This window comes from Bradyrhizobium sp. S3.12.5 (assembly GCF_040548225.1).
GTDB lineage: Bacteria > Pseudomonadota > Alphaproteobacteria > Rhizobiales > Xanthobacteraceae > Bradyrhizobium > Bradyrhizobium cytisi.
Genome location: NZ_JBEPRF010000042.1, coordinates 12435 through 35655 on the forward strand (window position 1 = coordinate 12435; position 23221 = coordinate 35655).

The following is a 23221-nucleotide window of genomic DNA, read 5'->3' on the forward strand; positions in this document are numbered from 1 at the left end:
AAAAATCGTCGATATCAGCACGAGCCGAAAGGCGGGATCGCCAAGCCCTGTCCGATGTCCTCGACGGCGAAGACCGCCCCTGAGTTGGGATAGGTCGCGAGTTCGGCCGCGCTCAGCCCCATCGAGGCCGAAGTAACCAAAAGTGTTCTTAGATCCGGACCACCGAAAACACAGCTGGTGGGCCGCGGGACCGGCATCTCGACCACCCGGTCGACGTTCCCAGAGGGCGTGATCCGGAGAATTGCATGTCCATCCCAGCGGGCGCTCCAGAGGCAGCCGTCGACATCGATCGTCGCGCCATCGGGAATACCGAAATCCGCGCCATCGAACAGAACTGCTCGGCCGCCTAAGGCTCCCGCGTCGATATCGAAATCATAGTCGAAGATCGCGCCGTGCGCGCTGTCCGCCATGTAGAAGCGGCGACCGTCCGGTGCCCAGGTAAGTCCGTTCGGAATGCCCAACGTGTCGGCCATCATATGGACCTGACCGTCGGGGTCGAAGCGGTAGAGGGCGCCCAGATCTCGCTCGACCGTCCGAACGGTGCCATTCTCTGCGAAATTGTTCTGCATCGTGCCCGCCCAGAACCGCCCGCGTGGATCAACCTTGCCATCGTTGAAGCGGGTGCCTGCGAATTGTCGGGGCGTCGACGCGACGCGGTCGAGCGCGCTCCTCGCTATATCGAGGCGCTGAACGCCGTCCCCCATCGCCAAGGCAATCTGCCCGGGCCCAAACAGGGCAAGGCAGCCCGGATAGTCGGGCAAGCTCCACGACTGATGGTTGTGCCCTCCCCAGCCCTTGCGCCGCAGTTGGCGATGGGCAATGTCGATCCAATAAAGTGCCTGCTCGTCGGCGGACCAGACGGGGCCTTCGCCGAGCGTGTCGCCCGACCGGGCAAAGATCTCGATCTTAGCGCGCATCGGCGGTCGCAATGATGGCAAGCGGATCCCCCATTTTGATGGTGTCTCCGGCGTTGACGAGGATGCGTATCAGCCGGCCCGCGTCGAGCGCCTCGACCTCGACGATGGCCTTGTCCGTCTCAATTTCGGCGACGACGTCACCGATCGCAAGATTGTCGCCGACCGCCTTGAACCAGCGGACCAGTTGCCCCTCGCTCACCGTCAGATCGCCATGCGGCATGCCAAGGAAGACTTCTCCTGAAGCGAGGGTCGGGCTTGCATCTGCGCCAGCATGCGCCGGGGCCTGCTCGATGGTGGCGGCCTGCGGCGGCGGCGCGACGGTTCCATTGGCCGGCGCGGCACACCCGAGACTGAAGGCGCGGCGCGGCGGATGCGCTTCGCCGCGGAGCGATGCACGAACCGCGTCGACGATCTTGGCGGGCGTCGGAAGCATTAGCTGCTCGAGGGTAGGGCTGAACGGATGAGGGATTGGATCCGTGTGGAGACGAGCGACTGGACCGTCGAGCTCGTCAAAGGCGAGTTCATTGACGGCGGCCGCGATCTCGGCACCGACGCCGAAGGACGGATAACCCTCGTCGACGATCAGCAGCCGATGTGTCTTCGCGACGCTCGCCATGACGGTGTCGAGGTCGAGGGGGGCGATGGTTCGCAGATCGATGATCTCACACTCAATCCCTTCGCGCGCTACCAGCTCGGCCGCTTCGAGCGCCATCGGCACCATGCGCCCGGCGGCAACGACAGTGATGGCACTGCCCGGCCGCGCGATGCGCGCCTGTCCGAAGGAAACGAAATGCTCGCCTGTGGGCACCGGCCCTTTTGACGCGAACAGCGCCTTCGGTTCCAGAAACAGCACCGGATTTTCGTTGCGCAACGCCGTCTTGATCAAGCCCTTGGCATCCGCCGGGTTCGAAGGCAGCGCCACGACCAAGCCAGGCAGATGGCCCCACATGCTGTGGTACATGCCGCTATGATGCGGCCCGGCGCTTTTGATCGCGCCTACGCCAGCCCGGATGATCACGGGTGCTGCCATGCGTCCCCCGCTCATATAGCGCAGTTTCGACGCCTGGAGCGGCAGCTGGCAGCCTGTCTCAAAAATGAAGTCGCCGAACATGAGGTCGGCGATCGTCCTGGCGCCTGTCGCCGAAGCGCCGATCGCGGCGCCCGTGAAGCCGAGCTCGCAAATCGGCGTGTCGATCATTCGGCCCGGACCGAATTCCTGCCAGAGCCCCTTGGTATGCGCGAACGACCCACCTCGTTCGCCCGTACCTTCACCAAGATAGAGGATATATGGATCGCGGCGCATCTCCTCGGCGATCCCGTCCCGCACCGCATCGAGCCAGCCCTGAGTCTGGACCGCTGGCGCGCTAGGGGGCATGGGCAAGGGCGGGTTGACCGGGTCGGACCAGCAATGATCGAGAATGCTCTCTGGGTCCGGCAGCGGCGAAGTCCGGGCATAGTCCAGGGCATCACGGATGATCGCATCGACCCGCGCGTCGATGGCGTTGAGCTCGGCGACCGCGTCTGGCCCGATGTCGCGAAGAAGGCACTCTCGAAATGTCAGAATCGGACAGCGCGCCTGCCACGCCTCAAGCTCTTCCTTCGTTCGATAGGTGCCGACGATAGGCTCACCCTCATGATGCCCAACGAAGCGATATGTCTTGGCTTCGATGAGCGTCGGCCCCTCCCCGACCCTTGCGCGCGCGATCGCCTCGCCGGCTGCCGCCCGCACCGCGAGAACGTCATTGCCGTCGACCGCGATACCGGGAATCCCGTAGGCAGCAGCCCGACTGGCGATGTCCGCATTGGCGGTGATCGAGGCCAGAGGTGTAGCGGTTGCGTAGAGATTGTTCTCGCAAACGAAGATGGATGGCGCTCGCTGGGCGGCAGCAAAGCTAAGGCTCTCATGGAAGGCGCCATGGCTGGTGGCACCGTCACCAAAGAAGGCGACGCCAATATCCGACGTGCCGCGCGCGCGCGCGGACAGCGCCGCACCGACAGCATGCGGAATGCCGGCAGCCACGATGCCGTTAGTCCCGTACACGCCATGCCCGGGATCATATAGATGCATACTGCCGCCGCGCCCGCCACAACAGCCGGTTGCCTTGCCGAACAATTCAGCCATCAGAATGCGCGGATCCGTGCCCTTGGCAAGCGCGTGGCCATGACCGCGATGCGTACTCGTGATCCAGTCGGATGTGCCAAGATGTGCGCATACACCGACCGCCACCGCCTCTTGTCCTACATAGAGGTGGATGAAACCGGGCAATTCGCCCTTTTTGAAATGCACCTGCGCGGCCAGCTCGAAACGCCGCAGGAGCTGCATTTTTGCATAAAGGTCGAACAGCTCGGCGGCCGAGGTGGTCTCGACAGCGGAGCGGGTGCGTTGGCGGCTCTTCGGACGATCTGCGACGTCGTTCATGACGATAGCCTAGACGTTCGATGCTGGATCGACCTCTTTTTTTGCCAATCGATATTGCTGATTTTGGCAGGGAATGCCGTGGGAAGGGTCAGCCCCGCTAAATCGGCCCCTTCCTGGCAGCGATGGAAACCAGTCCGTCGCGTGTCTCCCGTTTCATCTCGGATAGGGCGGCGGTTCGATCGGGCCGCGATCCTCCAGGCACTCGACCCCGCCGCTCTGCACAAGTCGGAAGCTTGTTGAACATGCGCTGCTAGGAGTGTTGCCGCCGGCTGCCGTGAAAGACCTCGTCCCCCGTCTTCCAGAAGCTGAGGGCGCCGTCGCGACTGCCACTTCGGGGCCATCAGCACTGCGGCCGTCTTCGACGGCTGACGAAAGGGCAAGATGTTGGTAGTCTTGTTAACGGCGTATAACTCTTCTCGAGAGGTTTTGGTCGGCTCTCAAACTTGGAGATGCCGCCCGCTCTCAACGGTCACCATCCAGCTTTCTGCATAGCTCATGAAACAGAAGACCGAAGCTTTGGCGGCCGCCGACTACGTGGACGATGTCGGCTGGTTGAGCATGGCACGCGAAGTTCGCCATCCACTCTCGCATACCAGCCCGCTGTGGGTGAAGGAAATCAAGATCGAGAGCGGTACCATATTACCTGCTCCCCCAATGCAGCAGCCCGAATGGCATCCATTTTGCGAGTTCAGCTATATATTTTCGGGCGGGCTCGTCCAATATGTCGGACCAGAAAAGATGGAAAAACGGGCCGGCGACATCATGTTGTTGGGAACCGGCACGCCGCATTATGCGGTCCAACTGAGCTATCCGTTGCGTTGGGTCACCATCTTCTTCCTGCCCTCGCTGTTTTTCGAACTCGGGCCCGAACAGGATGGCGCTCATGCAATGACCCGTTTTCTCGGCAATCGACGCCTAACCGATTGCGTGGTGAGGCCGCCGGCCGACATTGGCGGCCGATTGGCTAACCGCTTCGAGCAGATGGCCGCTGAGGCGGCACAGCCGGGCCTGGGCTCGGAGCTTCGCCTGCGTGCACTGTTTATGGAGAATATTGTCGACATTCTCCGTTGGGAACAAGGCACTGGTCGCGCTCCCGAACCGCGTTCACCCCATATCAGTTGGCTGCAGCTCGGCAAGGCGTTGCGCTACATTCATGAACACTACGCGACATCAATGTATGTCGCTGATGTCGCCCGCAGCGCCGGCTTGAGCGTTGGATCGCTGCAGGAAGTGTTTAAAAACGCGCTGGGTCTGAGCTGCATCCAATATTTGCGCAACTACCGCATCTCCCGCGCGGCGGCGTTGTTGCGCTCGACCGATGACCAAATAACCCAGATTGCTCTCGATGTAGGCTTTGAGTCCCTAGGTCACTTCAATACCTCCTTCCGGGACTTTCTCGGCTGCTCGCCGACCAGCTATCGAGCGGCGCACCAAAACCGGTAATTATCTGATGCGAAACGGGTGGAGGTGCCTATGCCACTAGGCATAGGCACTAGCCATGCGAGATTTCGACGGACAGACGGCGCTGGTCACGGGCGCAGGAAGGGGGATCGGCTTCGCCGTCGCCCAGGAATTGGCAAATGGCGGGGCGAAAATTGTCATCGGTGATGTCGATGACGCGGCCCTCGCCGAAGCATCGCTCCTTCTACCCGATGCGTTGACGGTCCGCATGGACGTGACCTCAGAACCCGATATCGAGGCAGCGATCGCAGCGGCGATGGAGCGCTTTGGTCGAATTGACGTCCTCGTTAATAATGCAGGGATTAACAGCCGGTCACGGCTAAGCACCGATCAATTCGCGCCGAATGACTGGGACGCAGTGATGAACACGAATTGTCGCGGCGTTTTCCTGGTCAGCCGTGCCGTGGTGGCGATCATGATCCGGCAGGCAAGCGGACGCATCATCAATATCGCGTCGGTAACAGGTCTCGTGCCGACGCGCCTGCAGTGCGCCTACAACGCGGCTAAGGCTGGCGTGATCAACCTCACGCGCACAATGGCAATCGAGTTCGCACATCATGGGATCTGGGTCAATTGCGTTGCGCCAGGCTCGACGCTGACCGCGATGACGAAGGACATTTTCTATGGCGAAAATCCCGCGATGGCACAGAACGCGCAGCGATTGATCGATCACATCCCTGCCGGCCGAGTGGGCACGGTGGAGGAGGTTGCCCACGCAGTACGCTTCTTCGCCCTGCCGACCACCACTTATGTCACCGGGCAGATCTTGTGCGTCGACGGCGGTTGGACGGTGGGCGGCTATCTTCGCGATTTCTAGCCGGCGCTCGGGCGTCGGTTCCTGTGAACATTAGCAAGGGGAGGTCCGGGCGATGAGCCAGTACCGGGACGGATCGGATCGGAGCGGTCCACGCAAATATAGCAGTCTGCGGATTGATGGCGTCGCGCAGGCGCCGAGCCGTGCCATGTTGCGCGCAGTTGGGTTCGACGATGCTGATTTCCAGAAGTCGGTCGTGGGCATCGCATCGACCTGGAGCAATCTCACGCCTTGCAACATGCATATCGACACGCTTGCGAGGGAAGCCGCCAAAGCCGTGGACGAGAATGGCGGCAAGGCGATTACCTTCGGAACGATCACCGTTTCCGACGGAATCTCCAACGGCACGCCGGGCATGCGCTTCTCGCTGGTATCGCGTGAGGTGATCGCTGACTCGATAGAAACGGTCGTGGGCGCACAAGGATTCGATGGCGTGATCGCGATCGGGGGGTGCGACAAAAATATGCCCGGTTGCCTGATGGCGCTGGTGCGTCTTAACCGGCCTTCGATCTTCGTCTATGGTGGCACGATCCGGCCTGGTGAGAAAGGCCGTGATATCATCTCGGTGTTCGAAGCCGTCGGCCAGCGCGCGGCAGGCACGATCAGCGATGACGATCTTGCTGAAATCGAACGCACGAGCATTCCGGGTCCCGGCAGCTGCGGCGGCATGTACACCGCAAACACGATGGCCTGTGCGATCGAGGCGCTCGGTATGAGCCTGCCCAACAGCTCGGCCCAGGAGGCAGTTTCCGACAGAAAGATGCGCGACTGCCGCGACGCGGGAGAAGCGATCGTCCGACTCATCAATACGGGCACCCTGCCGTCGGATATTCTGACGCGGAAAGCGTTCGAGAATGCGATCACCGTCGTCATCGCCCTTGGCGGATCGACCAATGCCGTTCTGCACCTGCTGGCCGTGGCGCATACCGCCGGCATCCCCCTCAGCATTGACGATTTCACCACCATCGGAGCGCGGGTGCCCGTCCTAGCCGACCTGCGGCCCAGCGGTAAATATCCCATGTCGGAGCTGGTACGGATCGGCGGTGTGCAGCCGCTGATGCGGATGTTGCTCGGCCAAGGGCTGCTCCACGGTGATTGCTTGACGGTGACTGGTCGAACCGTCGCAGAAAATCTCGCCGATGTCGCACCCTACCCAGCCAATCAGGATGTTGTTCATAGCTTTGCCGACCCAATTAAGCCCGATAGTCATTTGGTGATCCTTTATGGCAATCTCGCGCCGGAGGGAGCGGTTGCCAAGATCACCGGCAAGGAGGGGTTGTCCTTTACGGGCCGAGCGCGCGTTTTCGAAGGCGAGGAAGAGGCGCTGGCCGCGATACTAGATGGCAAGGTGGTGGCTGGCGACGCGGTCGTAGTGCGCTATGAGGGACCTAAAGGCGGTCCCGGTATGCGCGAGATGCTCAGTCCAACAAGCGCGATCGCCGGCCGCGGGCTGGCAGGAAAAGTCGCACTTCTCACCGACGGTCGCTTTTCCGGCGGGAGCCGCGGCTTCGTCATCGGCCACATCTCTCCGGAAGCGGCAGTCGGCGGTCCGTTGGCGCTGGTTGAAGATGGTGATGAGATCATGATCAACGCTGTTAGCAAGGAGATCATGCTCCAGGTAGATGCTGACGAGCTTCAACAGCGTCGAAATCGGTGGCAACCGCCGCCTCCCTTCGCCGAGCGGGGCGTGCTGTCGAAGTATGTGCGGACAGTCAGCAGCGCGTCGCGCGGCGCCATTACGGACGGCCCGCTTTGAAGACGGAGGCGATAGGGCGCGTCCGAGCCAGCCCGCTGGCGCGGCGCACCGCGAGGGAACTCGGCCTGGATCTTCACACTATTGTCGGCAGCGGTCCATTCGGTCGGATCGTCAAAGCTGATGTACTGTTGAAGAGACCGGTTGAGAAGCCGATCGTTACGTCCCAGCGCCGTGCGTCGGAACCGGCGCCGCACAATATTCCTTCGCTAGGCGTTGTCTCGAACGAGGCAGCGGCGGCGCCGAACGGCGCTCGCCGGGCAACTTATCAAGCTCCATGCATTGCGCTGACCATCGACGTCGCAGTCGATGCCCTGCTCACCTTGCGATCAGAGCTCCACGTCGCTCTCGCGGCGCAGGGCGTCACAATTTCCCTCACTGCCATGTTCACAAAGGCGCTTGGCCTTGCCCTCGGGTACGTCCCCTCGTGCAACGCAACCTTCGCAGACGATGCGATCATTCGCTATGGCCGGTCCAATATCGCTATCGGTCATTGGGCCTTTCCCGACAGGTCGGCGCCGGTGATCAGCGACGTCTCCGGCAAGAGCCTTAGTGTCGTCAGCCGCGAGCTGCGTGACCTAAAGGATCAAATACGCCAGCGCCAACTCGGACCTAAGGATGGTCTGGTCGGAGCGGCGACGCTGATAAACTTGGGCACGCAGCGCATCAGGCATTTTGATCCGGTGGTCACACCGTCGCAGGCAATGGTTCTTGGCATTGGTGTTGCGGAGCTGCGGCCAACAGTCGTCAACGAATCGCTGGGTATCGCAAAGATCATGACAGTCACCGGGGGGTTCGATCACCGTGTGGTCAATGGGGCCGACGGCGCCGAATTGCTCAACGCCTTTAAACGTTTGATCGAAGCGCCTATGTCGATCCTTGTATAGGACCTCCCGGTGAGCCGAGATGTGGAGCTATGTCGACCATCCTTATGTCAAGTACGACTTCGCGTGTATTGCTCTATGAGCGTGCGGGTTGAGTGCACACTCAATTCGAAAACACAAATAGAGAATGGTGCGGCTTGATTCGCGCTATCTGCGGCTCACCTCGAGTGGATGTTCGGCGGGCCATGACGCCGTGACCGTATAAGTGCTGCTTTTCACCGTACCGGCCGGCTGGTGCCGTCGACCGTGAGGAGGCTCCCAAGCTATTGAGCCCGAGTCGATTTTCCAGACGCGGCAGCATTTGACATTGCAAAGTCTTGGGATGCGAGACCACAAGAGCGTGCAGTTTCGTTTTCGGGATTCCGTCGACTCGCGAGTCGTGACTCCTTCGAGTTGCGCGGAGGGGCGATGTGACCGAAGAAACGACGGCGGATAGAGCGATTTTTTTGCGCTCGCGGCGGGACGCGATCATCGACATGATATACCGGCCGGTGAACTTTATGCGGACGATCAATTGGCAGTTGCTTGAGGAGTGTTCGGCGCGATCCACGAGGACGAAACAGACCGGCCGCGCTTGGTGGCGCGGTTTGGATCACACGCTTCCGGAGATGGAGGCGCTGATCGGCAACGCCATCGAGCGTTCTGCTGGCTGACAAAGATCGCGGCTATAATGCCTTGGTCGATTACAAGTTCGGGTGTTCAACTCAGGGCAGAAGCGCCGGACGACCGGACGGTCGAGCGCCACCCGAAAAACGTCGAAGTCGCGCCTGCGAAACAATGGACAGCTGCCACCGGGCCGCGCATCAAACACAACTCCGGCTCGCCGGTTTCGATCACGATCACCGTTACAGGACGATCGTCACCTGCTGAAGCGGCTAGGATTAAGGCAGTTCGTTCATAGAATTCACTTCCGATCAAATGCCATTTGCGCTGCTTGGTTAGCCATTCGGTATTGAGCGGCGGAGTTCCCCATATATCGCTCGCCGAAGCGCGCACTAGATGGAGAACGGAAGTCTGGGAAAAGGGACATCAACGCCGTCGTCCCACCGTCGGCTACGAAGCATTGTCCTGTGATAAAACTGGCAGCCTCGGAGCAGAGGAACAGGGCGAGCTGCGCGATATCGGCGGACTTACCGATCCGGCCGACTGGGATTTGTCGGGCCGCGGTCAGGGCGGTGGTGGCGGCATCATAGTCAGGGACCGCCAGCGCGTGATTTTCGACATCGATCCAGCCCGGAGCGATCGCGTTGACGCGCACTCCTTGATAAGCGAGTTCAATGCCGAGCGCGCGCGTCTGAGCGATAATCGCTCCCTTGGTGCCAGCATAGGCCGCATGTTCGGCTGCGCCCTGCAGACCATGGACAGATGTTAGATTGAGTATGGCTCCGTCTCGACGCTCTATCATGGCGGGCACGAGCGCTTGGGTCAGGAAAAAGCCAGCTCGGACATTCACATCATACAGCTTCTGGAAGCGGTCTGCCTCCATTCGAAGGAATGGAGCATTGTAGGTGATACCGGAATTGTTGACCAAGATATCTACCTTGCCCAGTGCCGCTGCCGCGTCCGTGGCCAGGCTCGCGACCTCGTCCAGGTTGCTAAGATCTGCTCTTAGCGCAACCGCGCGAACGCCCAACGCCTCAGCCTCGGCAACCCCGCTCAGCGCACCAGCACTGCTGCTTGAATGGTGAAATACGACATCCGCGCCGCAGCGTGCGAAAGCGAGCGCGATCTCTCGTCCGATCCCGGTGCCCGCGCCGGTGACAAGGACCGTCTCGCCGCGCATGTCGAAGGTGACCGATCCGCGCGCTGGGTCGTTTATCATCTCACTCTCCCATGAGTTTCACTGTGATTTACCTTAATGGTCCCGCACAATCAGTACCCACTCTGTTGGAGAGACGATGCCTGTGCGGCGGGCGACGACGCCTCCAGTCTCAGTTGACTGTCGCGATGCCCCATAGCGCTGCTACACTTGATCAAGTCCTGTGCGCCAATCGCCTAGGTTTACACTCAACCCGCACGCTCATAGAGAAATACACGCGAGGTCATCTGCGCTTGTGATACAGGCAATCCCACATTGCAAGCGTTTGCGCCCGCTACTTTGCTCCTTTCGCCGGTATACGCATCTGTTACGACGTATGAGGCGGCTTCATTCAATCCGCGCAACCGCACGACATGCCTGTCTTCAGCTCCCCTCATTCGAAATGTCTGTACAAATCCCGATTGCTGAACCGGGTCATGAAATTGCCAGGCCGACCATGAATCCGGTCGCGTTGGCTGCGGCGTCAGTGCATAGAAATCCTCAACCAAATAACGCCGAAGCTTCTTCCAGAGCGCGATGTGGGTGCGCGCTCGAGCGGTCAGTTCATCCGACCAATTGTGAACCGGACCGCCAGTGCCGAATGATCCCCCAAACATGCTCTGGAAGCCTATATCATCAGGCTGGAACTGGTCTTGGTACCCCGAGGGCAGAACGTACTGAACGTAGGCATAACTTCCAGGCAAGAAGTGGTTGATGCCATGGAGGTGGAAGCGAACGATCGAAGGATCGACTGTGTGGTCGCTAATCCAGGCCGTGTGGAAACGTCTCACCGTCTCTAGATCGATGCGTCGGCCGCCACTGGCGCACCCTTCAAGGACGGTCTCCGGGTGGAGCTCGCGAATTCGGTCGATGACGCTATAAAAGCCCTGTACATGTTTAATCTGCGTCACGCCGCGGCGCCCAGGCACGTCGGCAGCGCGCCAGAATTGCAGCGGCTCCATGTTGAAGTCGTATCTGATGTATTCGATGCCGCACTCTTTGATGTAACGGCTCATCATGTTGACCGCCCAGTCTTGCACCGCGGAAAGCCCATAATTGAGCAGTCCGCAATCGGTCAGCCCCTCGTGTTGAGTCTTGCCGTCCACGAGGTACGGAGTGGCAGTCAAGCCTGGCATGCTTTCCGGAAACGGCCGTTGATTGAGCTGGGTTGGCGCCGCATGGTCCCACAGGATCCAGTCGGGATGCTGCTGCGCCAACCGCGTGCCGCGGGCCACGCGCTCCGGCTCGAACCAAAGACCGAATTTCAGTCCTTTTGATCTGATGAAGTCTGCGAAGGCAGGCAGACCATTCGGTAGGCGTTTGCTGTTTACTTCCCAATTGCCGATTGAAGAATACCAGCCATCGCCTTCGTACCAGCCGGCGTCGAGGAGAAAGTACTCCTGATCCAGCGCTGCGGCTCCTTCGGCCAACTTCGCTAACAGATGCTCGTCGAAATTTACCCTGATATGCCACCAGTGGTCGAAGGTTGCGATCGGTGTGAAGGACCGTCCGCTGACCTTCGGGATGTATCTGTCTCTGAGAAGACGCCGCAGTCTATTGGATCCGTCGCTTAGATTGCCCTGATAGAAGCCAACAAGTATGCTGGGACCCAGCAACTCCTCGCCCGGCTCCAACGCTATTTCGAGCTCGGGAATCTTGCCCCAAACCCGCAGCGTTTCTTTCGGCATGTGAAGAGCGACGAATGCTTCCCACTGCCCGGACCAACCAAAGGCTACGAACGCGCCCTCATCAAGCTCATCATTGTGAACGAAGAAGAAGGGCAGATCTTTGTTCGACGAACGGCCACCCTCGGTCGTGAGATGTACAGCTCCCATGTCGGGCGCAGTGGGCGAGAAATAGCTCTGGCGAAGCGCGAAGCTTCTTGGCGGAAGATACCCATCGGCAAGACCTCCGCCGCTGGATACGACCGAGTTGCCGGAAATGACAGACTTGTCAAACCAGATGTCCAGGGCCCGGAATTTCGAGATCGGCCGGAGCGCTTTGTCTGACTCGTTTTTGAACCGGACCTTGAACTCGATTGCCGCGAAATCCTTGTGCAACACGGTTTCGCGCGTAACCTTCAGTCCGGATGTGTGCCGAAATACAAGCTCGGTTGCGCTTGATGTTGCAATGGGCCACTCTTCAGCCTTGGGGTCGAATTCCTCCTCACCGAAATCGAACGCAAATCCTACCCCCTCATGCAGGGCCTTCGGCAGCTTGCCTTTCGCATTTTGCAACAAAATCTGCCGCAGACTCTCAGTCGCCATTCCCTCGCTCCTCTTTATTTGGCTCTTCCATCCGAAGCGCCCACGCTCCAGTGCACACTGATGACCGAAGTGTTACTAGATCTCGCACGACGTCACGTTCCGCTCAAATGCGCGGCGATAGACACGCCCAAAAGAGCTGCGCCGACCGCCGCGATCGAATCGGCCGAACCGCCGAATGCCCAAATAGTGTCAGTTTCGCTGAGGCTGCGCGGGCCATCCCCTGCATCGAGCCCGACGCCGTGGTATTCAAGCTCGCCAAAGCCGAACCCATCCCAAGCTTGAACAACCTGGTCACGCCGTGCTTGACCATAAGGATGGTCGACATAGCTCCCATCGCGGCTCACCGGGAAGTCCCGCACGATCAGTGCCCACTGTCCGTCGGAGAGTTGACGGACGATGCCTACGCGACCGGTGACAGCGGACACTTCCAGTCCCAATTTGGCTTTCGCGATGCCCCCATAGCGCCATGACACTTGATCAGGTCCTGTGCACCAATCGCCCGGGTTTCCGTAAGACAGCGGCGCTCCATTCCAGTCCCGTTTCGTCGGGATGATGGCTACGGACTCAACAGGCGCTTGCAGCAGATGCCATAGTCCCACCACTCCTGCCGTTTGCCCCGAATCGAAATGGAGTTCGTGACGGGCTTCAACGCCCACATAAGAAAGAGAGCCCAGAAGCCGCCTGCCATTTGGAAACAATGGCGGCCGCGCAAGGCAAAAAGTTCGGCGCACGAAAAACTTAACCGGAGGGCTGCCGTCCGTGGTAGGGAGCGTGGGCGCCGCGGAAAGACCGATCTGGCCGACGTCGCGATCAGAAAACCGGTAATTTCCCGGATCGGCCTCTAGAGGCACTGCATAGTTTGTAAACGTGAGCCAATCGGATCGGCCACGCCAATGAAACTTTACCTCGGGAGCAAACCATAGTCGGTCGCCGCCCATGCCGCCCGCGAGGGCCTGTGCATCCTTCATCGCCTCCCGGTCGCAGAGCAAGGGATGCGTCCAAAGCAGGTTCTCCGCACGCTCATCGAACGCAAGCGCGATTAATCGCGCTCCCTCGGGCGTCACCGCGGCGCAACCACTTCCACGCAGTTCACGAACCGGCCGATCAGCAGCTTGCAAGCAAGCCAGTGTCTCTGCGTAACTTCTCATTGGTGAAACGCCGCCGAGCGTCCGCCATCGATGACGATGTTCTGCCCAGTCAGGAAGTGCGCCTCATCGGACGCAAGCAAGACTGCGGCGGCAGCGATCTCTTCGGGGCGGCCAATGCGCTCGACGGGACGGAGCGCTTTTGTCCCCGCCTGCAGCTTCTCTGGATGCTCGCAGCCGCAATTCCAGACACCATCCAAGTCCACGCCCGAACAGCGACGCCAGTCCTCTGCCGCCGTTTCGAGCGGGCCCGGGAACACACCCATGCCGCCGTTGAGCACGTTCGGCGGGCCCAGCCATTCAGCCGTCAACGCTACCATGGCGTCGGCCGCCTCTGGGTCAGCGACGTCGACCTCGACGAAGCAAGTTTGAGCGCCTTTCGAGGCCAAGGCATCGGTCGTTTCGCGACGCACCGTTCGTCGATGTCCATCAGCGCGACGCGCACCCTCGTCGACGAACGCGTCCGCGAGGCCAATACCTTGCGCGGCGCCAGTCACTATCTGCAATTGCTCCACCCCGGCACTCCCCATTTGTCCGCCATGGGACGGACCGGATTGACCCTTCCAGGACAACGGGAGCAATTAGCTCATGACCCATTCCTTGAAGCGACGCGATACCGCCTCTAGGTTATCTGACCAATACGGACCACTGAGAAGGACATTGTTGGGACTACTCAAATCCGGCATCCATTTGCGAGCCTCGGCCGACATCATCGACATGGCTTTTTTTGAATTTGGCACGCCATCAGTCGCAGAGTTGAGCCGCGCCTGAACTTCCGGGCGCATCACATAGGTCATGAACTTTATCGCGTTCTCCTTGTTCGGTGCCCCCTTGGGCACTGAGATATTGTCAGCACCGAGCAGGTTTTGTTCGAAAGAGAGCGCTAGGGGCGTTCCGCCACGCTGTTGAGTTGTCGCTTTGACGCGATTGGCATAGGTATAACTGAAATCGACCTCGCCGGTCTGCAAAAGCGAGATCGTTTGAGGAGTCGCGGTTGTCCACGAGGCAATGCTCGGCTTAATGCGATCGAGCATCTTGAACGCGCGATCAACATCTAGGGGATAGATGTCCTTCGGCGGCACGCCATCGGCGAGAAGCGCGGCTTCCAGCGTCTCGTTCGGGCGGTTGCGGAAGGTGCGGCGCCCCGGGAACTTCTTCAGATCGAAATATTCGGCGAAATTCGTCGGATGCTTTCCCGGGCCGTATTTCAACGGATCCCACGCTATGCCGCCGGTATAGACGCCCAGAGTGATTATGTCACTTGTGGGCGGGATCGCCATATCCTCGATATCAAACCCCGAAAGATCCAACTTCTCCCAAAAGCCCTGCTTGGATGCATACGCAGCCACTTCGACTGAGGTGTCAAAAACGTCAAACTCGACGTTACCCGTGATTTGCTGAGCCTTCAACTTCGCGATGTCCGGTGTCGGAACGAAGTTGACTCTGATTCCTGTTTCTTCGGTAAATGGAGTGACCACAGTCTTGGCCATAGTCTCCTGCTGACTTCCGCCGTAAGTGGTGAGCGTCAGCGAATCAGACTTGGCTCGGGCGCGCGAGGATGTAAGCACCATCTGCGCCGTCAATACGCCGGCCGTTCCGACCAGGAGGGAGCGACGTGACACTTTCGAAATTGTATTTCTCATGGACTGTTTCCCCCTGTTTTTGTTTGATCAAATCATGACAGGTCCGGTTCCGAAGGCACAAATACCAATTTCGGAACGATCAAGACCAGATTGGAATTGATAGGGCGGAAATGCTCGGATTTTCCGAGCGTATCGCGCACTCACATGCCTTCACTTCCAGAACAACCTTCAGCCGAGTTCGATGCAGCGCGCGTTGACGCGCCGACTCGTGCCCGCAGCCGTTGGAACACGACTGTCTTCTCTGTCTTCGCGCGATATGCGATTGTTCTCGAGAATATCCCGCGCCCGGCATGGGAGCACCCGGAAACTGTCTCGCACAGCGAACAAATCGGCCTTGGCACGAGCCGGCAGCTACGGGCAGATGATGCGATGTCCATCGCACGGCTCGCCTTGCCGTGGATCACCACGCCAAAGCTCTAACTGCGTCGAGACAGCATAGGGCGGCGGAGATCGAAGGCGCCCCTTCTCCGCCGGCGGCATCGGTCAATGGCTCTCACTTTATTCGTCCGGTCCCGCCGCCTGGTAGCCCACAAGCGAGCGCGCGCGCCGCCACGGATGGCTGCACGTGAGCATTGGAGATGCGCACGGCATCATCCGCAGAGGGCTAGGACCACTAGCGCGGCCGCGATCAACACTGGTCCCTTACTCAGCGCCATCGGTAATCACATCGCCCATCGACAGCGCGCAATCGGGATCGCTGCGTTGTCGTCATGCACTTGCCGTTCTCGTCGTTCGCCCTCGATCAGCGTATCGCCGTTACGACGCGTTGCCGCGTCAAGAGCGATCGCTAGAGACCGATTAAACGTCCTGGTACTCCGAGACAGTTGAGGGAAGCGGAATTTACATGTTCATGAGCGGCACATGCTGCTGCGCTCCGTAGACATCGCTCCTTCCGGAAGCGCACTGCGCGCCTGGCCGAAGCAAGGTCGCCTCGAACGCGCGCAACCGGATTTTCGAAGAACGTCGTATCCACACCGTAGGCACGTGCAACACTCTCGGCATTCAAGGCCCCGCTGCTGGACACGGCGGAGTACAAGTGATCGCGCTCGAAAAGAACGTCAATCGTGATACGGTACGGGCCCGCGTTTCTGCTGCGAACGATGGCAGCAAGGTTGCCGAGCTTTCAAGTCCGCAAATGTCGAGTTCAGTGTCGGGTGGCTCTTCCGCGAAGCCGTTCGGTCGAAGAAGACATTCGGCCATCGAACGCGTCCGAAAGAAGGGCAAGCGGAATGCCTCGAGCCGGATGGTTGACGTCTTGCTTCTCGTACGAGCCGTGTAGATGCCCTCGTTGAGCACCACAACGATACCCTAACGCACTTCCAGGCGGTCGCCCGCATTGGAAGCGCGCGTTCCGCCCGTGCCGATGAACGCAATGCGAGGCTTTGACACGATGAGGAAGGCGACTTTCGCTTCTCAGACGTCGTGATATTCCTTGGTGTCCGGTGGGACCGGAATCATCATGTGCAGCAGCGGTGCGTGCTGCTGCGCGCCGTAGACATCGCTCTCGCCAAGGGCGCATTGCGCGTTCGGACGGTAGAGAGTCGCTTTGAACGCCCGCGCGGTCGGGATCTCGAAGAAAGAGGAGATCTTGGACTTATCGAGGCCATACGCGCCAGCGACGCTTTCGGCTGTGAGCGCGCCGCTTTTGGAAACAGCGTCGTACAGATCTTCGCGCTCGAAGAGCACGTCTAAAGTGATGCGGTAGGGGCCCGCGTTCTTGCTACGCACGATCGAAGCGAGGTTGCCGAGTTTCACGAGTCGGGTTTGAGGCATTTCAGATGTCCTTTATTCAACGGGAAAGCCCGCAAGGGGCAACGAGAGTTTCATCAGGTCAAGATCCATTCCTCGAAGCGCTTGTCGAGCTCGACAACGCGTCCGGTCAAGAATTCATTGCTGGGGGAAGCCATCACGGATATTGTTCTTGGTGGCCGCGATGGCGGAGCACCCGCATTTAGCACGTTTTGACGACCTGTGAGGCTCATTTGCATTTTTCTCCTGGCAACTGGAGAGAGTATGAAGACCGGATTGGTATCAAGCCAATATCAAATTAGGACGAGATTCACACCATTTCGGAATGGGTCGCGCCAGGCGTCCCGGTTGAGTTCAGACCAGCGAAACGCCGAGCTTCATGCGCCTCGCATTGGCGAGGGCGCGGGCACCGAGGGCTACGTCGAGCGCGCCGATGCTGCCGACGATGACGTGGATGCGTGTCTTATCATCCGGTAGCGGCAGGCGGCCGGCCATCAAGCTTGCGACATCGCCCACGACCCGGTCGCGGCCCGCGCCACCTTCGCGCATATCGCTTCGGCGCAGCCCCACGTGCTCGACGTCATGAACGACGAGCCAAGCTGTGGAGATGAGTTCGAGGTCGACCTCCCGGTACGAGCCGAGCGAGCAGACAATCGCGTCTTCCTTCAACCACTGCGCACAGACGAGGTCGGCGTCGTTGGGGATCGAGGTGGCGGTCACCACCACGTCCGCGTCGCGAACGGCCTGGCGGACATCCGTGGTCGAACGCAGGGCAACCGGCCGCGTCAGCAAGTTAGCCAGAAATTTGCAAACCTCAGTTGCGCTGCTTTCCGTACGGGAAGCGACGGTGACGCTTTCGACTGTCTTCGTGTCGGCCAGGAACTTCGCGGCGGCGCGCCCGATGTGTCCCGCGCCGACGATGATAGCCTTTCTCAGAGGCCGCCGGACGCAGGCCAAAGCCGCGGCAACTCCCATTGCCGCAGTGCGATCGGCGGTGAGGAACGTGGCGTCCATCACGCCGTCGAGCAGCCCTGTCTTCGAGTCGCAGACGATGATCGTCGCGGGCACGTGCGGCACGTCGGGCGGCCGCTCCTTGCCCGGCACGAAGAACAATTTCAAGCCCGCGGCGGACTCGGAAACCACGCAGCCCGCCATGCTGCCCACGCGGCTGCGCGCGCCATCCTGCTCGACCGCGAAGACCTCCGTCGGGCCGAGCACCACGTCGTCGGTGGCCATGCCGCGCATTGTGCGGTCCACGACCTCGAAAATCTCGTCGTCGGGGAGACAGGAGCGAACATTCGCCGCGCTCAGATACAAGGGTATCGCCATAGCGCCGCTCACACCTCTTCCATCACGACCGGGAACAGCTCCAGTGGCGACTTCACTTTCATGAGGTGGTACACGCTGAATTCGTACTGCACGCCTAGGTTGTGGATGCGCGGTGAGTAGCGGTACGCCACGCTGCCCGCGGTGTTCTTGACTCCCGGGAACATCGCGTGGTTCACCTTGCCCGCCATGATCACGGCGGCGTCGTAAGCTACCTCTTCCGAATCCGCAGTCGCTTCCACCACAAGGCCGATCTCGTGCGGCACGCTCTTGTCGGTCTCCAGCCCCTGCATGACTGCATTGGCACCGTACTTGGCGAACACGATGCGCAGCGACGGGTCGGTCACCTTCTCGCGCGTGAGCTTCTCGATACCCTCCAGCACGCTGTCCAAGTTGCGGATCATCGTCGGGCAGCGCACGCCAGCGAGTGCAAACGACCGATAGCCGACCGGCTTGGCGCCCTCTAGTTTGATCCAGTAGTCGTCGTAGCGTTCGCCACGCGTGCCCGACACGCGCACCCGGCGCTCGTCGAGCTGCTCGAACGTGCATTCACGCATGTCCTGCATGCGGCCGGGCCCGTATTGCGTGAAGGGATCCTCCCGTTCGTACAGCGTGTGCGCCGCGATCGACTTTACTGTCGCGCGCCGGTTCAGGCTGCCGGGCTCCAGCACGAAGCCCTTGTCGTCGATCGTCCCGAGCATCACGTCCATGGCACCCGGCTCTGCGCTGATCGCGCCGCACTCGAGTATCTTGCCCATATGGATCGCGAGCGAGGGGTCGATGCCCTTCCAGATCGCGAATGCAGCGATCGCGCTATCATCGCACGAGCGCCCCGCGACGATCACGTCCGCACCCTGGTCCAGCGCTTCGCGGAACGGTTCGTCGCCCATCTGGCCCACAAGGCCCGTGCTCGCCTGCACGTCCTCGGCCTTCAGCGGCAAGCCCGCCTCGAAGTCGCGAATCTCACCAGCCTGGATGGCCGAAATCACCCGCTCCTTCGGGACGTCCGAGTAGATCTTCGCCAGCTTGAAGTGAAGGCCGTTTTCCTTCGCGACGTCCTTCACGATCGAAACAATGTTGTCCACGCCCGCGTTCGTGCCGGCGCCGTTGGAGCTTCCGATGATGAACGGGATACCAGCCTTGCGCGCTACGGGAAGCAGGGCCGCGATTTCCTTCTTGATGATGCGGTTCGACATCATCGGAAGGCCGGTGCCGAGAAAGGACGGGCCCGGGTCGGTCGAGCCGGCATCCACCGCGATCACGTCGGGCTTCATCGACATGCCGCGGTCTAGCGCGTTCGGCCAGAATCCGCCGCCGAGGCAGCCCGTCGGAGTGAGAATTCGCACAGTTTTCATGTGTTTTCCTAATGTTTCAGGCAATCGCCGAGTTCTTTTCCGTTTTCTGCACACCCGCGAATGCGCGCTGGCTCGCGCGAACGAGATCGGCCCCCTTCTCGCCGATCATGATCGTCGTCGCGTTCAAGCCACCGGTGACAACGGCAGGCATGATTGACGCATCGATCACGCGCAATCTGTCCACGCCGCGAACGCGCAGCTCGGGGTCGACCACCGTCCCCTCATCGCTACCCATGCAGCACGTACCGCACGGATGTTTGCCACTGCTGATCGTTGCACGGACGTATTCGGCAATCTGCTCATCGCTGCGCACGTCCGGGCCGGGCGTGAATTCCTCGTTGATGTAGTCCGCGAGCGCGGGCTGGGCGCCGACGCGTCGCACCTGGCGGAATGCATCGATCATCACTCGCATGTCGCCCGGCGCTGTGAGGTAGCCACTATCGATATGCGGGGCTTCTAAGGGATCGCGCGACGTCAGCGAGAGCCTTCCGCGGCTTTCCGGCCTCATCAGCGCCCATGCAATCGTGAACGCTTCCCGGTTGTAGGGATCGCTATTGCCAAAACCGGGCCATCTCAGCGCCTCGAGCCGCGTTCCGAGAATGAAATACCACTGAATGTCCGGCCGTTCCACGTCTGGGCGGGTCCGCGTGAACGCACCGGCTTCACACGGGAAGCTCGTCGCCGGTCCTGAACGCAGGAACATTGCCTGGGCCATCATCAGCGCCGCCCGGTCCGCGCGCACCAGGGAGTGCAACGTGAGCGGTTGCGTGCAGCCATACATGATCCCGGCGGTCGGATGGTCCTGGAGGTTCCGACCGACGCCTCGGAGGTCGACAACCGGCTCGATGCCCAGTTGAGTGAGCTCGCGCGCATCGCCAACCCCGGAGTGCATCAGAAGGAATGGCGAATGGATCGCGCCTGCGCAAAGGATGACCTCAGCATCCGCCATAGCATTCAGGGTCTGCCCGGACCGGATGTACTCAAGCCCGACGACACAGCGTCCTTCGAAGAGCACGCGCGTGGCCTGCGCGCCGGTAATGACCCGCAGGTTGGGCCGCTTGCGCGCATCATCAAGGAACGCGCGCGCGGCGGACCAGCGACGCCCGTTATGGATCGTGAAGTCGATCCGGCCGAAGCCTTCTTGTGATTCTCCGTTGAAGTCATCGCACTCCGGAAAGCCTGCCTCCACGCCGGCTTGAATGAATGCGGAATACAGCGGATTAGAAGAGGAAGCCTCGGTGACGCGAAGGGGCCCCTTCTGGCTGTGGAACCGGCCATTCCTGGACGCATGCCCTTCGGACTTCAAGAAGTAAGGCAGCACGTCGTCGTAGCCCCACCCGGGATTGCCCAGGTCCCGCCAATGGTCGAAATCGGCAGGGTCGCCACGGAGATACTGCATTCCGTTGATCGACGATGATCCGCCAATCACTTTGCCGCGCGGCCAGAACTCGCGCCGTCCTCCGGCCTCCTTGTGGTCCGCGTGTAGCCTCCAGCCGTGCAACCCTTTTCGAAGCATTTGACCAGTGCCAATAGGGATGCGGATCAATGGGTTCCAGTCCTCGCCGCCTGCTTCTAGGAGTAGGACGCGGTTTGAACTGTCTTCGGACAAACGCGCGGCCATTGCGCATCCGGCCGAACCGGCTCCGACGATGACATAGGTGTAGTGATCGGGCACTTCAGTTCGCTCCGTAGCCCCGCACTGCTTTCACTTCAGTGAATTCCTCCAGACCGACCCGGCCGTTTTCGCGGCCGTTGCCGGACTGCTTGTAACCACCCACAGGGGCTGCGCCGTCGTAGGGCGGATAGTTGATGTGAACCGTTCCGGCCCGCAGCCGCGCCGCAACACGCCGAGCGCGTGCGAGGTCAGCCGATTGCACATAAGCGGCCAGCCCGTACGCGGTGTCGTTCGCAATCGCAATGGCCTCTTCCTCGTCCCGATAAGGGATGATCGACAGCACCGGGCCGAAAATCTCCTCCCGCGCGATGGTCATGTCGTTGCGCACGTTGGCAAACACTGTGGGCTGGACGAAATAGCCGCTCTTCAGGTGGGGAGGACGGCCAGGACCGCCAACCACGAGCTCAGCTCCCTCGTCAATACCCGCTTGGATGAGCCGCTGCACTTTGCGGAAGTGCGCCTCGTTGGCTACCGGTCCAAGTTGCGTCGCGGGATCGCGCACGTCGCCCACTTTTTGTCGCTCGACCACTGCTTTTGCGATGGCCTTCGCCTCGTCCTGCCGGTCTGCAGGCACCAGCATGCGTGTTGGCGAACTGCAAGCTTGGCCGCTGTTGAACATGACCTTGAGCACACCTTTGGTGACGGTGTCTGGCAACTCGACATCGGGCAGCAGGATGTTGGGAGACTTGCCGCCGAGTTCCTGCGACACCCGCTTCACTGTGCGAGCTGCCGACTGCGCCACCAGGATGCCCGCGCGAGTAGAGCCCGTGAAGGACATCATGTCGATACCTGGATGCGACGACATCGCCTCGCCCACGCCAGCGCCATCGCCCTGCAGCATATTGAACACGCCCTTTGGCACACCGGCGGTGTGCATCACTTCGGCGAAGATGATTGCGTTCAGTGGCGCGATCTCGGAGGGCTTCAGCACCATCGTGCAGCCTGCCGCGAGCGCGGGTGCAACCTTGCCGAGAATCTGGCCGATCGGCCAGTTCCAGGGCGTGATCATCCCGACGACGCCGATCGGCTCGCGCGCGATCAAGAGGCCGCCCTGCAGCTCTTGGAACTGGTAGTTCTCCAGTATCTCGATCATGCTGACCAGCACGTCTGGTGCAGCCTGAGCCTGCCGTGCGAGTTGCAGCGGACAACCCATCTCGCGGCTGATCGCTTCCGCGATCTCATCGCGCCGCTTCACCAATTCTGCTACCACGCTGCGCATTAGTTCCGCCCGCTCGCGCGCGGTCGTGCGGGAGAAAGAAGCGAACGCGGACCGCGCAGCGGCAACCGCGCGATCCACATCTTTGGAGCCGCCGAGCGCGATGCGCGCGAAGGGCTCTCCGGTCGATGGGTCGACTACATCGAGCAGTTTTGACTCGAGCGGATGGACCCACGCACCGTCTACATAGTGCTCGCGTTCGTGCTGCACGCGTCCCCCCTTCAACATCGATCAGTTTAACGCATTGTGAGCTACCGGCCTTCTGCGAAGCCAATACCAAATTCGTTGAGGTCGATACCGTACTGGTATTGATTTGATCGGGCGCAAAGCGTCTCAAAGCGCGACCCGCGGCATTCCGCTTCCAAGCAGCAGCAAATGACTCAGTGCCGGCTTGCCTAGCAAAACAGACCTTCAACTGAGCACGACTTAAGCTGCGCAACTGCTTCCGCCGAATGGCGTCTCAAGACCATCGCATCAAATTGGTTGCGGCCCCCGCCAACTCGTTCCGGGTAGAGCAGACCAGGAAGTGCCAAAACTGCGCATCGTTAGTTCTGTGCGTCAAGTTCAGCAAAATTGATCGTGGGATCCGGTTGAGCCATCCCTCTCCGCCGCCGTCGCTCGCGTCACCCGGAAGGTTGAGATGTTCCAGCATATTGGTCGATTTCATGTACTTGCAACGTGCCAACGTCAGACGGAAGTAGATCGTAAGCGTAGCTCTGCGGCCCTTTTGAATCGCGCTTGACGTCTATTTTGTTCGCGTGGCGCGTCGCCGCGGTTTCCATGTGTCGGACAACGCGTT

At 60.5% G+C, this 23221-nt stretch carries 18 protein-coding genes and 1 pseudogene; 5 read left to right on the forward strand and 14 right to left on the reverse strand.

Annotated features, from left to right (window positions below; translation table 11 throughout):
- Positions 1 to 14: 14 nt before the first annotated feature.
- Both ABIC09_RS36380 and ABIC09_RS36385 read right to left on the reverse strand, forming a co-directional pair.
- Positions 15 to 917: an SMP-30/gluconolactonase/LRE family protein gene (locus tag ABIC09_RS36380; protein WP_354112292.1), complete on the reverse strand. Its 903-nt coding sequence runs from the start codon at positions 915 to 917 to the stop codon at positions 15 to 17.
- Entirely contained in the window at positions 907 to 3336 is a 2430-nt protein-coding gene (locus ABIC09_RS36385; protein WP_354112293.1) for a thiamine pyrophosphate-dependent enzyme, read from the reverse strand. Before ABIC09_RS36385 ends, ABIC09_RS36380 begins: the two co-directional genes overlap by 11 nt.
- Before the next feature lie 495 nt (positions 3337 to 3831).
- On the opposite strand from ABIC09_RS36385, the gene ABIC09_RS36390 reads away from it, so the two are divergent.
- From ABIC09_RS36390 to ABIC09_RS36410, 5 genes are all read left to right on the forward strand, one after another.
- Positions 3832 to 4779: an AraC family transcriptional regulator gene (locus tag ABIC09_RS36390; protein WP_354112294.1), complete on the forward strand. Its 948-nt coding sequence runs from the start codon at positions 3832 to 3834 to the stop codon at positions 4777 to 4779.
- A gap of 55 nt (positions 4780 to 4834) precedes the next feature.
- The gene (locus ABIC09_RS36395; RefSeq protein WP_354112295.1) at positions 4835 to 5614 is read left to right on the forward strand and encodes an SDR family NAD(P)-dependent oxidoreductase; all 780 of its coding nucleotides are present in this window, start codon (positions 4835 to 4837) and stop codon (positions 5612 to 5614) included.
- 52 nt (positions 5615 to 5666) lie between these two features.
- Positions 5667 to 7367: a dihydroxy-acid dehydratase gene (ilvD, locus tag ABIC09_RS36400; protein WP_354112296.1), complete on the forward strand. Its 1701-nt coding sequence runs from the start codon at positions 5667 to 5669 to the stop codon at positions 7365 to 7367.
- On the forward strand, positions 7364 to 8251 hold the full coding sequence (locus tag ABIC09_RS36405) for a 2-oxo acid dehydrogenase subunit E2 (RefSeq protein WP_354112297.1): 888 nt from the start codon (positions 7364 to 7366) through the stop codon (positions 8249 to 8251). Before ilvD ends, ABIC09_RS36405 begins: the two co-directional genes overlap by 4 nt.
- Before the next feature lie 407 nt (positions 8252 to 8658).
- Positions 8659 to 8901 (forward strand): hypothetical protein, encoded by a 243-nt coding sequence (locus ABIC09_RS36410; protein ID WP_354112298.1) that lies wholly within the window; start codon positions 8659 to 8661, stop codon positions 8899 to 8901.
- A 251-nt stretch (positions 8902 to 9152) separates the two neighbouring features.
- Here the strand turns inward: ABIC09_RS36410 and ABIC09_RS36415 are convergent, their stop codons facing one another.
- From ABIC09_RS36415 to ABIC09_RS36470, 12 genes and pseudogenes are all read right to left on the reverse strand, one after another.
- Positions 9153 to 10070, reverse strand: a complete 918-nt coding sequence (locus tag ABIC09_RS36415) for an SDR family NAD(P)-dependent oxidoreductase (protein ID WP_354112299.1) — start codon at positions 10068 to 10070, stop codon at positions 9153 to 9155.
- 185 nt (positions 10071 to 10255) lie between these two features.
- Positions 10256 to 12313 carry an alpha-galactosidase gene (locus ABIC09_RS36420; RefSeq protein WP_354112300.1) on the reverse strand — a complete coding sequence of 686 codons (2058 nt, stop codon included), beginning with the start codon at positions 12311 to 12313 and terminating at the stop codon, positions 10256 to 10258.
- A gap of 92 nt (positions 12314 to 12405) precedes the next feature.
- Positions 12406 to 13461, reverse strand: coding sequence for a hypothetical protein (locus ABIC09_RS36425; RefSeq protein WP_354112301.1), 1056 nt, complete (start codon positions 13459 to 13461; stop codon positions 12406 to 12408).
- Positions 13458 to 13973: an SDR family oxidoreductase gene (locus tag ABIC09_RS36430; RefSeq protein WP_354112302.1), complete on the reverse strand. Its 516-nt coding sequence runs from the start codon at positions 13971 to 13973 to the stop codon at positions 13458 to 13460. The genes ABIC09_RS36425 and ABIC09_RS36430 overlap by 4 nt, the downstream gene beginning before the upstream one ends.
- Before the next feature lie 66 nt (positions 13974 to 14039).
- Complete coding sequence (locus tag ABIC09_RS36435) at positions 14040 to 15101, reverse strand: ABC transporter substrate-binding protein (RefSeq protein ID WP_354112303.1); 1062 nt, start codon at positions 15099 to 15101, stop codon at positions 14040 to 14042.
- 840 nt (positions 15102 to 15941) lie between these two features.
- A complete protein-coding gene (locus tag ABIC09_RS36440) occupies positions 15942 to 16103 on the reverse strand; it encodes a DUF4387 family protein (RefSeq protein WP_354112304.1) in 162 nt (53 codons plus the stop codon).
- Positions 16075 to 16209 (reverse strand): annotated as a pseudogene (locus tag ABIC09_RS36445) (DUF4387 family protein); the annotation flags it as partial. The gene ABIC09_RS36440 and the pseudogene ABIC09_RS36445, both read right to left, overlap by 29 nt.
- Positions 16210 to 16514: 305 nt before the next feature.
- A complete protein-coding gene (locus tag ABIC09_RS36450; protein ID WP_354112305.1) occupies positions 16515 to 16874 on the reverse strand; it encodes a DUF4387 domain-containing protein in 360 nt (119 codons plus the stop codon).
- 330 nt (positions 16875 to 17204) lie between these two features.
- Positions 17205 to 18179 carry a saccharopine dehydrogenase NADP-binding domain-containing protein gene (locus ABIC09_RS36455; protein WP_354112306.1) on the reverse strand — a complete coding sequence of 325 codons (975 nt, stop codon included), beginning with the start codon at positions 18177 to 18179 and terminating at the stop codon, positions 17205 to 17207.
- A gap of 8 nt (positions 18180 to 18187) precedes the next feature.
- Positions 18188 to 19531 carry an acyclic terpene utilization AtuA family protein gene (locus ABIC09_RS36460; RefSeq protein WP_354112307.1) on the reverse strand — a complete coding sequence of 448 codons (1344 nt, stop codon included), beginning with the start codon at positions 19529 to 19531 and terminating at the stop codon, positions 18188 to 18190.
- Between the two features lie 16 nt (positions 19532 to 19547).
- On the reverse strand, positions 19548 to 21206 hold the full coding sequence (locus ABIC09_RS36465) for a GMC family oxidoreductase (RefSeq protein ID WP_354112308.1): 1659 nt from the start codon (positions 21204 to 21206) through the stop codon (positions 19548 to 19550).
- Between the two features lies 1 nt (position 21207).
- Entirely contained in the window at positions 21208 to 22632 is a 1425-nt protein-coding gene (locus ABIC09_RS36470) for an aldehyde dehydrogenase family protein (protein WP_354112309.1), read from the reverse strand.
- Between the last annotated feature and the right edge of the window lie 589 nt (positions 22633 to 23221).